Annotated in this window: 10 protein-coding genes; 8 read left to right on the top strand and 2 right to left on the bottom strand. The window is 49.5% G+C overall.

Going from position 1 to position 14,017, the window contains the following annotated elements:
• The first annotated feature begins 187 nt into the window (after window positions 1-187).
• Window positions 188-1,174 (top strand): LacI family DNA-binding transcriptional regulator, encoded by a 987-nt coding sequence (locus P2G85_RS07385; protein WP_275863461.1) that lies wholly within the window; start codon window positions 188-190, stop codon window positions 1,172-1,174.
• A 54-nt stretch (window positions 1,175-1,228) separates the two neighbouring features.
• On the opposite strand, the gene P2G85_RS07380 is transcribed toward P2G85_RS07385, so the two are convergent.
• Together P2G85_RS07380 and P2G85_RS07375 are read right to left on the bottom strand one after the other, a co-directional pair.
• Entirely contained in the window at window positions 1,229-2,602 is a 1,374-nt protein-coding gene (locus P2G85_RS07380) for a carbohydrate porin (protein WP_275863460.1), read from the bottom strand.
• A 518-nt stretch (window positions 2,603-3,120) separates the two neighbouring features.
• Window positions 3,121-3,951 (bottom strand): MurR/RpiR family transcriptional regulator, encoded by an 831-nt coding sequence (locus P2G85_RS07375; RefSeq protein ID WP_275863459.1) that lies wholly within the window; start codon window positions 3,949-3,951, stop codon window positions 3,121-3,123.
• A gap of 780 nt (window positions 3,952-4,731) precedes the next feature.
• Here P2G85_RS07375 and iolC point away from each other — a divergent pair.
• The 7 genes from iolC (at window position 4,732) to P2G85_RS07340 (ending at window position 14,006) form a co-directional block, all read left to right on the top strand.
• A complete protein-coding gene (iolC, locus tag P2G85_RS07370) occupies window positions 4,732-6,681 on the top strand; it encodes a 5-dehydro-2-deoxygluconokinase (protein ID WP_275863458.1) in 1,950 nt (649 codons plus the stop codon).
• Window positions 6,682-6,691: 10 nt separating this feature from the next.
• Window positions 6,692-8,200, top strand: a complete 1,509-nt coding sequence (locus P2G85_RS07365; protein ID WP_275863457.1) for a CoA-acylating methylmalonate-semialdehyde dehydrogenase — start codon at window positions 6,692-6,694, stop codon at window positions 8,198-8,200.
• A 322-nt stretch (window positions 8,201-8,522) separates the two neighbouring features.
• Complete coding sequence (locus tag P2G85_RS07360; protein ID WP_275863456.1) at window positions 8,523-9,704, top strand: EAL domain-containing response regulator; 1,182 nt, start codon at window positions 8,523-8,525, stop codon at window positions 9,702-9,704.
• Between the two features lie 564 nt (window positions 9,705-10,268).
• A complete protein-coding gene (gene ectA / locus P2G85_RS07355) occupies window positions 10,269-10,811 on the top strand; it encodes a diaminobutyrate acetyltransferase (protein ID WP_275863455.1) in 543 nt (180 codons plus the stop codon).
• A gap of 25 nt (window positions 10,812-10,836) precedes the next feature.
• The gene (gene ectB / locus P2G85_RS07350; protein WP_275863454.1) at window positions 10,837-12,102 is read left to right on the top strand and encodes a diaminobutyrate--2-oxoglutarate transaminase; all 1,266 of its coding nucleotides are present in this window, start codon (window positions 10,837-10,839) and stop codon (window positions 12,100-12,102) included.
• 25 nt (window positions 12,103-12,127) lie between these two features.
• On the top strand, window positions 12,128-12,514 hold the full coding sequence (locus P2G85_RS07345; protein ID WP_275863453.1) for an ectoine synthase: 387 nt from the start codon (window positions 12,128-12,130) through the stop codon (window positions 12,512-12,514).
• 73 nt (window positions 12,515-12,587) lie between these two features.
• Entirely contained in the window at window positions 12,588-14,006 is a 1,419-nt protein-coding gene (locus tag P2G85_RS07340) for an aspartate kinase (RefSeq protein WP_275863452.1), read from the top strand.
• Window positions 14,007-14,017: the final 11 nt, after the last annotated feature.

The raw sequence follows: 14,017 nt of genomic DNA, 5'->3' as shown, positions 1-14,017 counted from the left end.
ACGTTTGCAAGATTGATTTTTGCCCAATTATAGCTGCTCGTCAAAAGATTAGCAGGATTTATGTGAAATTGATCGGCAGAAAAGCTCCTGAAAGCGTGTTATTCGGGGTAGAATCCTCAGACGGAGGGGGATTTAGTTGCAAACAATCCCAATTCTTACGTCAGTATAGCTAGATGGAATAACACAAATGGCGAGTCTTCATGATGTCGCCCGAGTTGCCGGCGTTTCTAAATCGACGGTTTCAAGGGTAATAAACAACGAATATGGTGTTAAAGAAGCGACCAAACTTATCGTGCAAAAAGCGATTCAAGAGTGTGGCTATGTGCCGAATCAGGTTGCCAAAGATCTTAAGTCACAAAAAACCAACTTGGTCGGCGTGATCGTCCCGCGCGTTGCTTCACATGCCACCGCTCAGGGGGTTGATGGATTGACGCATATTCTTGAGCAGGCAGGGAAGCATGTGTTGCTTGCGAGTACTCAGCAAGAGCACCAGAAAGAGCTGGAGTATATCCAGATCTTCAATCAAAAGCGTGTGGAGGGAATCATCCTGTACGCGACTCATTTGGATAAAAATCTGGTTACGGCAATCCAAAAATCGGCAGCTCCGGTCGTCTTAGTCGGCCAGGATGGCTCGATGTATAACATTCCGAGTATTGTTCATGATGATGCCCGGGTGGGTTTTGAAGCGGGAAACCGCCTGATTGAGGCCGGATGTACACATATTGGCTTTATCGGGGTTCAGGGGGACGATATTGCGGTTGACGTTCAGCGCTCTCAAGGCCTTATTCAGGCGTTGGACTTTCATGGTTTGCAGCTGCAGTTCCATTCTCGTGGTGACTTTTCCATTGATTCTGGCTATCAGCAGGCTAAAGAGTATCTGAGTCAAGAAGCTGTGCCGGATGGATTATTTTGTGCCACGGATAGAATTGCGGTAGGTGCACTCAGGGCGGCAAATGAGCTGGGCTTAAAAGTTGGCGAGGATGTCAAAATTCTTGGGGTCGGTAATGATGAATTGTCCGTGGTGTGTACACCAGCATTATCAACGTTTAATTATGCCTTTGATAAAGCAGGTGAAAATGCGGCTAAGTTGCTGCTGGCACGGATTAACCATGAAGGGCTTGAAATGAGCAAGGTGGTGTTGACGTTCCAGAATGTCGAACGACAGACTTGCTAAAAAAACGCCAGCCTGGAAGGCTGGCGAATATGGGCAGGGATAAATAATTTTAAATTAGAACCAGGTTTCCATCTGCAGGGCGAAGATCATTTCACCGCCGTCACCCATGGTGGAAGCGCCTGAGTCCAGGCTTACCGAGTAGTTGTTCAGGTCTTCACTCCAGTCAACGTAACTTACGGCAAATCTTAGTTCAGGGCGGTCAAAGAAGCCTGAGCTGGTTGATAGCTTGAGGGTCGGTGCTACCGTTGCTTTGTAGTAACTGCCGCTGGCTTGTTCAACAGAGTTATCTAAGTCCATGTACTGATATGAGCCTTCGTAGACCATCTCGAAGTTTTCTGTGAACTCCTGAGCCAAACGTACGTTGGCAGAGGCCCACAGAAATTCGTCATTGGCTTTGAAACGATCCTGACTGTATTCTGCCATCAACGCAGGTGCGATGCGCCAGTTGTCACCAAGCCTTGTCACACCATAGCTAAACGCTCTGAACGCCTGAGCATCTTCAGTCAGCGAGCCGTTTGAACCAATGCCTTTCAGTTCTGCGCCTAGTCCGTCCCCGAGCAACACGCCGGTCTTGGAGAAGCCTTCGCTCAAGCCGTAAAAGCTGTCGCTATGGTAGGCAAGCAAAGCATGCAGGCCTTTGTCTGCTGCACCCTCAGTCAGATCTTTATTATCTGAAGCGGTCATAGCACTGAGCATGAACTGCCAGTTGCCAACCCAGTTATTCATCGTCGCGACATAGTTTTCAATGTCGAGCGATGAGCTATCTATTGTGCCGAAATCGCGCCCGTAGATAGAGAAGTTCGCTTTCCAGTTATCAGCCAGTTGGACATCGTAAACACCGGCACCGGTACCTGAAAGAAAAACAATATCAGAGTCAAAAAAATGAATATCGTAGTTAGCTCGGTCAAAGCGTTTGCCGGCCCAAAACGTCGCGTTAGAAAATGCAGTGGAATCGGCAAACATGCTCAGATTAGCTAATTCTGAATAGACTTGGCGTACATTCAACTGGCTCTCGCTGGCTGTCCATTCGTTATTGGTTTCAACGCTGTCTGCCAGCATTATGTGGAACCGGGCGCTTGAGCCATCCTCTAGCTTACGATTGTGAATTAAGTTCGCTTCCACATAGTGATCATCTTCAAGGCCCAGTCGGCCTACCGGAGCGCCCAAAGCACCCGCTGAGGTCATGTAGGGACCGGTGCCAGTGGCACCATTCAAATCGTCGTTGATCAGCAAGCCGGCACGGGCATAGCCATGAAATTCAAAAGAAGCAGCCTGATCGTTAGCATCATTGGCGACTTGCTCGGTTTGAGCCAGGCGCGCTTCCAGTTCATTAATGCGTTGTTCAAGATCTCCCACAGATGTATCAGCAACGGCGGTATTTGACGCGCATACGAACGCCACGGCGAGGGCAATTACACTTTGTTTCATCGTTGTATTTCTCCATTCTTGGAAATTATAAAGGGATTGGTTGCAAACGTTCCCAGTAAAAGTTCAAAAAATAGAAAACACACAGCATCAATGGTTGATAGGTGGTTTGCTTTACTTAACCTTCCACTATCAACGAAGGTATTAATACTGTTTGGCCTGAATATACGGTCTTTTTTGGTAACGATCCCGAAAAAGGGCCGATTTTGAAGGGTGGGTCACGAAAATTGTTCCACTGAAGCCGAACGTTTATCTTTGTGACGTACCTTGCGCCGGTTATCGCGCCGAAAGATCAGATCACCGTCTTTGCCGGTGGTTGTCGCGGACATTTTTCAAGGTGGATCGTAACGCCAGGAACGGGTCGCTCTGCCAGATAAATCTGCCGTAAATCATTTAAAGTATTGTTTTGTAGGGATTTTTGCATTTCAACTCGTAACTGTTCAGGGGTCGATAGCATTAATGTGCAGCGAGGCGAGACAGCCACCATGTGGCATCAGGCCAGGCGGCAGAATCCTTTGCTGTTAGTTGGCATCCGGTTGATGGGCCATGGCGACCGCCAGCGATTGCGCCAGACATAAGCTGGCCGATTGCGAGCGGAAAGCGTCAACTTTGGCTTCTTTTACGACAAAACAGACCTCACTCAGGGAGGCTAAAGGACTCAGCAGGCTGTCAGTGATGGTGATTTGCCGGGCGCCGGCTTGCGCGGCCGACTTACACAGTGAGAGGGTTTCCTCGGCGTAAGGGCTAAAACTGATCGCCAGCACCACGTCATTGCGGCTCACCATATTAAGCTGCTCTTTGAACATCCCGCCAAGTCCGTCAATCAGGATGGCGCGTTTATTCAGATGGCTGAAGGCGTAAGCCAGATAAGAGGCGACACTGAATGAACGGCGCAGACCGACGAGATAGATAGTGTCTGCGTTGCTCAGCAGTTCAACGGCGCGTTCCATTTGTTCGTCGGTCGTCTGGTTCGCCAGTTGCTCCATGGCCTGGGCGTTGGCCAGCGAAAACTGCTCCAGTAGCTGTTTGGGTGTGGCGGCGAGCGGCGTTGTACCTTCCAGTTGCTTGTAGAGTTTGACCCGTTCAGGGTAGTTGGTGGTTTCCTGCACCAGGCTTTGGCGAAATAGCTGTTTCATTTGGTTAAAGCCACTAAAACCAAATGCACTGGCAAAGCGGATCAGGGTCGAAGGGGGCACGGACGCTTTTTCAGCGATCACCGCCACGGTATCGAACGCGATACTGTTTGTATTTTCCAGAACATACTCAGCAACTTGCTGCAGGCGTTTGCTGAGTGATGAATGGCTTACGCGGATTTGCTCATGTAACTCGCTGAGTGAAGTGGCGGTTTGCATTTTATCTCATCCTGAATGAATCGTATCAAACTAAAATACCCAAACCTGACAGAAAGTGGAACATATGTTTCGCTTTTTCGTTAAGCCGTGAGTGATATGCCGCTAATGAAAGAGCGGCGCTTGAGCAAAACTTAACTCCGGTTAGCTGTGAAGCAGAGGTTTGTATCTTACTACCTTGAACAGAAGTGGTAGCTCTGAGCGTCGCCCCGCACTCAATGCCCAGATAGACAGATAGGCAGTCAGAATGAATATGTCATTTACTGGGTTGGTATTGGTTTTTGGTCATTTTCGTTTCACTTAACTCTTTCTTCCGCTGTTTCGCTAACGGCACTTGGAGTGAAAAATTATTTTCATTTTATTGGTTGTTTAATGGACGGTGGGCTTTTCAATGAGCCGTGTCTGATTTATCAGTCAAGCGCGGTATCTTTTATGGCAGCTTGGCACAGTTCTCTCTATTAAGTATTTCAGCATATATTGCTGCTTAATCGTGACTTATGGGTGTGTTTCTTAACGGTGATTAGTGATCGCGATGGTGAGGGCACTGGCTTTGCATGATGATTTTCTCGACGTGTTTACGTGAAATATATTTTCCAACAATTGAACTCTATGGCCGGGTGTTTATCAGAATCGATCGCAGATCACGGTTCGAATTAAAAATTTCATAGTATCCTAAAAATGAAATAAACATTTCTTTGTGGCTGGGGTTAACCGCGTTAGCGGAGTTAAAACTGGCTTTGCAACGAAAACCGGATTCGATACATACCTGATAGGGAGTGCGCTATGACAACCAGCAATAAAGCGCTAGATGTGATTTGCTTAGGGCGAGTTGCCGTTGATTTGTACGGGCAGCAAGTGGGTTCGCGACTAGAGGATATGACCAGTTTTGCCAAATACCTTGGTGGGTCATCCGGCAATGTCGCTTATGGAACCGCGAGGCAGGGCTTAAAGTCGTCGATGCTGGCCCGGGTGGGTGACGAACATATGGGCAGGTTTATCCGCGAGGAGCTGGATCGCGTGGGGGTTGATACGCAATACCTGATCACCGATAAGGAACGCCTGACGGCGCTGGTGATCCTTGGCATCAAAGATCAGGACACCTTTCCGCTGATTTTTTATCGTGATAATTGTGCCGATATGGCGATCACGTCCGAGGATATCGATGAACAGTACATTGCGTCGGCGCGTTGTCTGGCGATCACCGGCACTCATTTGTCCCATCCCGATACACGCGAGGCGGTGCTGACCGCGCTTGGTTATGCGCGTCAGCATGGTGTCAAAACCGTGCTTGATATTGATTACCGGCCGGTACTGTGGGGGCTTACCTCGCTTGGGGATGGCGAAACCCGGTTTATCGAATCTGAATCGGTCACTACACAGCTGCAAGAGGTGCTGGGATTGTTTGATCTGATTGTGGGCACCGAAGAGGAGTTCCACATCGCGGGGGGCTCAACAGATACACTGGCCGCGCTGCGCGGTGTTCGTGAGGTCTCGGATGCGACCCTGGTGTGCAAACGCGGCCAGTTGGGCTGCTCGGTGTTTACCGGCGCGATCCCTGCACACATAGATGGTGGGATCAATGCACAAGGGGTGCAGGTCGAGGTGCTCAATGTGCTTGGCGCGGGCGATGCGTTTATGTCGGGGCTGTTGCGTGGTTACCTCAATGAGGAAGCATGGGAGCAAACCTGTCGTTATGCGAATGCGTGTGGTGCGCTGGTGGTTTCCCGTCATGGCTGTGCGCCCGCAATGCCAAGCAAACAAGAGCTCGATGATTACCTGTCACGCCAGTACGCAGTGCAACGCCCTGATACGGATCCACGCTTAAACCATTTGCACCGGGTGACAACCCGAGATCAAGAGTGGCAAGAACTGTGTATTCTGGCCTTTGATCACCGCAGTCAGCTAGAGGAGATGGCACGGCAGGCCGGTGTCGGGGTGGAGCGTATTGGTGAGCTTAAACAGCTGATTTTCCGTGCCGGCCAGTCGGTGAGCCGGGAAGACGCTTTTACCGGTGATCTAGGAATATTATGTGACAGCCGTTATGGGCAACCGGTACTGAATCAGGCCACCGGCAATGGTTTGTGGATTGGGCGCCCAGTCGAGTTGCCCGGTTCGAGACCGTTACAGCTTGAAAACGGCGATATTGGCTCTCAACTGCAATCCTGGCCGCAGGAGCACATTGTTAAGTGCCTGGTTTTCTATCACCCCGGTGATGAAGCTGATTTGCGCGAGGAGCAAGAAAGGTTGTTACAGGAGGTCTATCAGGCTTGTTGCCAGAGCGGCCACGAACTGCTGCTGGAGGTGATTTTACCTAAAGATGCCTCCCAGGCCGAAGAAAACTATTACTTAGCCCTGCAACGCTTATACCAACTGGGTATTAAGCCCGACTGGTGGAAACTGCCGGCTATGCAAGCGTCAAGCTGGCGAGTGATCGAGGCACTTATCGCGGAGCAGGATCCGCATTGCCATGGCGTGGTGCTGCTCGGTTTGGACGCGCCGCTCGCAGAGCTTGAACAAGCATTTGAAAACGCGGCAGCATGCCAGGTTGTCAAAGGGTTTGCGGTCGGGCGCAGCATATTCGGCCAGCCTGCGCAGCAATGGCTTTGCGGAGCGATTGACGACCAAACACTGATACAACAAGTCCAGTCAAATTACCGCGCACTCGTGACGCGGTGGCGTCTGCGTGGCTGTCATTCACCCGCAAGTCAGACCGAATCCGCGTTGATCAATTGAGGAGAAGATCATGGAACTAGTCCAGAACTACATTAATGGCCAGACAGTGGCCAGCCACAGCGGCCGGGTGGCATCGGTGTTTAATCCGGCGACCGGGCAGCAAATCAAACAGGTGGTGTTAAGCAGTGCTGCCGAAGTGGCAGAGGCCGTGAGCATTGCCGATAAAGCGTTTGTGACCTGGTCGAAAACCACTCCGTTAAAACGGGCGAGGGTGATGTTCAGGTTTAAAGCCTTGCTGGAACAGCATATGGATGAACTGGCGCGGATGATTTCTGTTGAGCACGGCAAAGTCTATTCAGATGCTGTCGGTGAAGTGACCCGCGGATTGGAAGTGGTCGAGTTTGCCTGCGGTATTCCCCACCTGCAAAAAGGTGAGCACTCGGCCAACGCCGGAACGGGCGTCGACAGCCATTCCCTGATGCAACCTCTGGGCGTATGTGTCGGTATTACGCCATTTAACTTCCCGGCTATGGTGCCGATGTGGATGTTCCCCATTGCACTGGCGACAGGAAATACCTTTGTCCTTAAACCGTCGGAAAAAGATCCGTCCGTGGCGATCCGTCTGGCTGAGCTGCTTAAGCAGGCGGGACTGCCTGACGGGGTGTTTAATGTGGTCAATGGTGACAAAGAAGCGGTTGATGCCTTGTTGACCCATCCACAGGTGGAGGCGGTCAGCTTTGTCGGTTCTACACCGATTGCCGAGTACATTTATGCCACTGCCTCCAACCATGGCAAACGCTGTCAGGCATTGGGCGGGGCGAAGAACCATTGCGTGTTGATGCCGGATGCGGATCTGGAAATGGCGGCCAATGCTATCATGGGCGCGGCGTACGGTGCGGCCGGAGAGCGCTGTATGGCACTTTCTGTGGTCGTGGCGGTCGGCAATGTGGTCGCCGACAAACTCATTGATCTGCTGAGCGCCAAAATTGCCCGGATGCGGGTCGGCCCCGGTTTGGCTGAGGGACCGGAAAATGACATGGGGCCGGTGATCTCAGCACAACATAAGCAGAACATCTGTGATTACATTAGTAGCGGTGAAGCGCAAGGGGCCAAATTGCTGGTCGATGGCCGGGATTTTACCGTGAGTGGCAACGAAGAGGGGTATTTTGTCGGCCCGACGCTGCTGGACAACGTGGCTCCCAATATGACGGTCTATCAAGAGGAGATTTTCGGGCCGGTACTGAGCCTTGTCCGGGTAGACCACTATGACAAGGCATTAGAGCTGATCAATCAGCACCAATATGGCAACGGCACGGCAATATTCACCCAAGATGGAGAAACTGCGCGCCAGTTTGGTGAAGAGGTACAAGCTGGCATGGTAGGGGTGAACGTGCCGATCCCGGTCCCGATGGCTTTTCATAGCTTTGGCGGGTGGAAACGGTCAATTTTCGGCCCACTGAATGTGCATGGTACGGATGGGGTGCGTTTTTATACCAAAATGAAAACCATAACCAGTCGCTGGCCTGAAGGTTCCCGCCTCGAACTACACCGCAGCGCGTTTACGATGCCAACCATGTAGTATTTCTTTTGGCACTCCTCAGTACCGAGCCGGTTCCTTGGCCTGATATGGGGTCTTTGCCAGACGCCCGGCCCGAGTCAACCTGTTCATTTTAACCCGGGCCCTGACCACGTTTCCATCCTGGTCAGGGCTGCGTGGCACTAATCTATCCTTTGTTCTTACAATGGCTTAAATATACTGATAATTCTAAAGCTGGGGCAATTATGTACTACAGTTTAAAGAGGCTCTACTCACACGCTACTAAGCGATTAACCCGGTTCGGTGGGATGTAGAGACGGTCATTTCACGGTAGTCAGTTTAGATGGCAAAGGGGAGAGAGGAAGTGACCCATACAATCAATAATATTCTGATCATCAACGGGCAAAAAGCGGTCCGGCATACGCTGGAGCTTTGCCTGAACAACCTTGGCTATCATCAGCTCTTTCTGGCGGAAAGTGATGTCGAAGTTAGAAAATATATCGAACAAGATTCGATTGACCTGATTTTTTATAACCGGAATATGCCGGATGATAAGGGGTGGTCGTTATTTGAATACCTAGCGTCGAGCCAGTTTTCCGGAGCGATTGTGCTGATCAGTGAGGAAGAACAAGATCTGTTATCCTTAATGCTCGCCACACAGTATAGCCTCGGTATTGTCGGCTGCGTGCCGGTACCGGTTAAATTCGATGCGGTACAACGGATCCTGGCTGAAGCTGCTGAGTATGTCCACCAAGCCAAACGAGCATTGCAGATGGCGCTTACACCAGAGGTGTTGGCCCAGCATCTTGAACAGGGCAGGCTAATCGCTTACTTCCAGCCTCAGGTTAACCTTGCCAGTAAAGAGATCAAAGGCTTTGAAGTTCTGGTGCGGTTAAAAAATGAATATGGCCAGTGGCTGTTTCCTGATGTGTTTCTTCCGGTTGCAGAAAGTGACCCTGAACTGATGCTTAGGCTGACCAAATCGGTGATAGAACAGGCCTTTGCGGTGATGCACCGCCATCGGCACCAGTTGGGCAAGATGACTGTTTCGCTTAACATCTCTGACTTGGTGCTGGAGCAGGAGAGCTTTCCCTATTGGTTAAAAGAGGTGACCGAGCACTATCAGTTATCGCCTGAAAGCATAATCTGTGAGATCCCGGAGGCGGCGATCAGTGAAGACCGGGGCATGTTGAGCGGCCAAATTTTACGCCTGAGAAAGATGAATTTTCGCTTATCGCTAGATGATTTTGGTAAAGGTCATTCCTCTCTGGAACAGCTTAATGCATTGCGGTTCGATGAGTTAAAAATCGATAAACTGTTTGTTTTGGATTGCCTGACGAACAGCAAATCGGCGGCTGTGGTTGAAAAAAGCATCAATCTGGCCAAGGGACTTGGTATGGATGTGGTTGCAGAAGGTATTGAAAGCCAGAAAGTTGCAACTTATCTTGAGTTTTTAGGTTGTCATATCGGGCAGGGCTATCACTTCTCTCAAGCGCGGAACATGAGCGAACTGCTTGAAAGCCTGAGCGAAGTTGATTCTTTTTAAGCCAGGATATCCATCGTGCTGGCGACTCCAGATCTCGGAATGCGTGAAGCGATTGAGCTGAAGCAGCGCACGACGCAGCCTATCTTGCTGGTTGAAGAAAATCAGTTTGTTGGGTAACTTTTCCTCCACAACAGTGGCCTAATTCAGCCTGAATGCCAAAAGCGGTGCCGATTTAAGATCGGCACCGCTTTTTTGTGTCTGGTTGTTGGTGTCTTGTTTAAGTAAGCGGGACCCTGGCCCAGTTTTCTTTATCTGCCTTGAGCCGTTTTTCTATGGCAACGGCGAAAACTCCCATGTGTTTTTGCCCGGCTGGCGCACACAAATTGATGGTTATATCTGAGCAAACTCTGAAGCGTTTTCACGTTAATTGAGCGATTAATCAGGTCGTCATGCTGAATAAAAGATTAGTGTTCAAATTATTTTAATATTTGTCTAAGTTGGCCTTTAATGAGCTATTGATCACAATAATGGGCTTATGTTTGCCAAATATTTGATTTTTGATCGTGGGGGATGGCCATAATACTGTTGTTTTTTAATTAGACATCAAAGGATATGTATCTTCACATGATCACATCTGCTCCTTGGGTGATGTATCCAGAAATTGGGACGTCTCCAAGTACAAAATGGACTTTTCGAGAACCAACGGTACGCGATGGTGACGCAATTTACAGCTTGATTGCTGAGTGCCCGCCATTGGACATGAACTCTTCGTATTGCAACTTTCTACAATCAACCCATTTCAGCAAAACCTGCATGCTGGTCGAGTTCGGCGGTAAGGTTGCGGGATTTATTTCTGGTTACCAGAAACCGGATGAACCACAAGTATTGTTTGTTTGGCAAGTCGCGGTATCGCCTCGTTTTCGGGGGCACGGCCTGGCGTTTCGTATGCTGGATGCGTTGCTGAACAGAGAACATCTTTCAGGGGTTCAGACGATTGAAACCACGATTACTGAAGACAACAGCGCGTCTTGGGCGCTGTTTAAAAAACTGGATGCTAGGTATGGCAATCAAGGTGAGGTGACGACTTTTCTTGATGAAAAGGCGCATTTCAAAGGCAAGCACGATACGGAATATTTATACCGTATCCCACTAAATAATCCTCAATAAATAGGAATCAAAACACGGTCTCATCATGGAAATTTTCAAGAAGCAAGAATCAAAAGTTCGCTCTTACTCAAACAACTTTCCTGTTGTATTTCAAAAAGCCAAAGGGTGCTGGCTGGAAACAAAAAGCGGAGAACGTTATTTAGACTTCCTTGCAGGAGCCGGTTCACTTAACTACGGACATAACAACCCGGTACTTAAGCAGGCATTGCTTGAGTACATCGAAATGGATGGTATTACCCATGGTCTTGATATGCACTCCGATGCCAAGGCCACGTTCCTGACGGCGTTGCAGCGTTATATTTTACAACCCAGAAATCTTAACTATAAAGTTCAGTTTACCGGGCCTACAGGCACCAATGCGGTTGAAGCAGCATTGAAACTGGCGAGAAAAGTCACCGGGCGCAGCAACATTGTGGCTTTCACCAATGGTTTCCACGGTTGTACTGCAGGCGCACTGGCTGCAACCGGTAACCAGCACCACCGTCAGGGGGCAGGAGCCAGCCTGAATGATGTTACACGTATCCCGTTCGATGGCTATGCAGATATTGATGGCCTGAAGTTATTCGAAACCATGCTGGCAGACAACTCTGCCGGGATCGATAAACCAGCCGCCGTATTACTGGAAACCGTGCAGGGCGAGGGCGGGCTTAACGTTGCTTCAGACCAATGGCTACAGCATATAAGCAAGATCTGCCAGGCACACGATATTCTGATGGTTGTCGATGACATTCAGGCTGGTTGCGGACGAACGGGGACGTTCTTTAGCTTTGAGCCTGCGGGTATCACGCCTGACATTGTCACTATGTCGAAATCGATCAGTGGTTACGGTTTGCCGATGGCGATCGTATTACTCAAGCCGGAGCTGGATCAATGGAAGCCCGGTGAACATAACGGTACCTTCCGCGGCAACAACCATGCCTTTGTTACAGCGGCAAAGGCTCTGGAAATTTACTGGTCAAACTCGAATTTTCAAGCGCACATTAGGCACTCCTCGCAAAAAGTGAGCGAAACCATCCAACGGGCGGTGAAGCGCTTCCCCGAGCTATTCATCAGGCAGAAAGGCCGCGGCATGATGATCGGTATTGAATGCAAAAACGGTGCTATTTCAAGTGATATTGCCCGTGCTTGTTTTGATAAAGGCATGGTTATTGAGACCGCAGGCCCGGATGATGAGGTGGTTAAGTTTTTCTGTCCGTTGACCATCGCCGAATCCGAGTTGGAGCAGGGCCTTGGCATTTTCGAAAGCGCGGTCGAGTCGGTGGCCGGAAAATATTTCAAACAAGTATCATAACAAGCTCTATAACAAGGAAATAAACATGATTGTCAGAACGCTCGAAGAGTGTCGTAACAGCGAACGCCGCGTAGTGGCGGATAACTGGGAAAGTGTGCGCATGTTGCTGAAAGACGACAACATGGGCTTCTCTTTTCATATCACTACGATTTATGAGGGAACAGAGACCCATATCCATTACCAGAATCACCTGGAGTCGGTTTTTTGCATGAGCGGCGAAGGCGAGATTGAAGTTGTGGGCGGTGAAACCTACCCAATCAAACCGGGGACGCTCTATATTCTCGATAAACACGACGAACACTATTTGCGAGCTTATAAAAATAAGGAAATGGTGATGGCTTGCGTGTTTAACCCGCCGATCACCGGCGCTGAAGTTCATGATGAACGTGGAGTTTACCCGCTCGTGGACTGATCATCCTGCTGTGGGGTGAAAGCCCCACTCTTTGCATTCTTTTCTCTCGTTACCAATCAATAAAGGACCCTTCATGAGTTATACCGTAGAAAAAATCGGCGGTACATCAATGACAGCATTCGATGCAGTGCTCGACAATATTATTCTTCGCCCACAACAGCCATACAATCGGGTGTTTGTGGTCTCAGCGTACGGTGGAATGACTGACGCACTGTTAGAATGCAAAAAAACCAGCAAACCCGGTGTCTATCAGTTGATCGCCAAGCGTGACGACGCGTGGCAAGACGCGCTTGCGTATGTTGAAAAGCGTATGTTACTCACGAATGAACACATCTTTGCCGATCCGATGAACCGGATGCGGGCAGACAAGTTCATTCGTTCCCGTATTGCCGAAGCAAAAAGCTGCATTACCAATATCCTGGAAACGTGCCAGTACGGGCAGTTTTCGTTGCGTCAGTACCTGCCGCAGATCAGAGAGTTTTTATCTTCAATTGGTGAGTCGCACAGTGCCTACAATACGGCACTGAAAATTAAAAATATCGGCATTAAGGCTAAGTTTGTTGATCTTTCCGGCTGGGACTGCAAAACCCCCAGAACGTTGGATGACTCTATTCTTGATGCGTTCAAAGACATTGATGTCACTCAAGAGCTGCCGATTGTCACCGGCTATGCCTACTGCCAGGAAGGCCTGATGAGTACTTATGATCGCGGTTACAGCGAAATGACTTTCAGCCGGATTGCATCACTTACACAAGCCGATATCGCGATTATTCATAAAGAGTATCACCTGAGTTCAGCAGATCCCCGCGTTGTTGGGCCGGAGAAGGTCCTGCCGATTGGCCATACTAATTATGATGTGGCTGACCAGCTGGCAAACCTTGGTATGGAAGCGATCCACCCGAATGCTGCGGCAGGGTTACGCGAGAGCGGGATTGAACTGCAGATCAAAAATACCTTTGAACCAGAGCACAAAGGTACGTTGATTTCTGCGAATTACAGCCCGGAAACCGACAAAATTGAAATTATTGCCGGGAAGGAGAAAGTGTTCGCTTTACACTTGTTTGATCAGGCAATCGTCGGTCAGGTCGACAACGTCAGTTATGAGTTGATGGAAATTATTTCTGATACCCGGGTCAGTTTGATCGGCAAGGAGATGAACGCCAACTCCATCACGTATTACCTTGGCGGCAGTGCCGAGAGTTTGAACAAAGTGCTGTATAAGGCAGAAAAACGTTATCCCAAAGCGTCGATCAAAGGCCGTATGGTGGCGCTCATCTCGGTGATTGGTTCTCAGATTGATACCAATAAAGCGCTGGCGAAAGGTGTGCTTGCATTGATGAAGCAGGATATTACCCCAGTCGCACTCCATTCATCGATGCGCAATGTTAATGTCCAGTTAGTGGTGAACGACCAGGAGTACCAGAAGTCGATATGTGCGCTGCATCAGGAATTTTTTGATCGACAAAAAAGCCTGTCCAGCAAAGTAGCCTAGCCAGAATAACT

The sequence above is a fragment of the Vibrio sp. CAU 1672 genome (genome assembly GCF_029223195.1).
In the GTDB taxonomy this organism is placed as follows: domain Bacteria; phylum Pseudomonadota; class Gammaproteobacteria; order Enterobacterales; family Vibrionaceae; genus Vibrio.
Note: the sequence above shows the minus strand (reverse complement) of the source record. Positions and strands in the feature narration are given on the sequence as shown.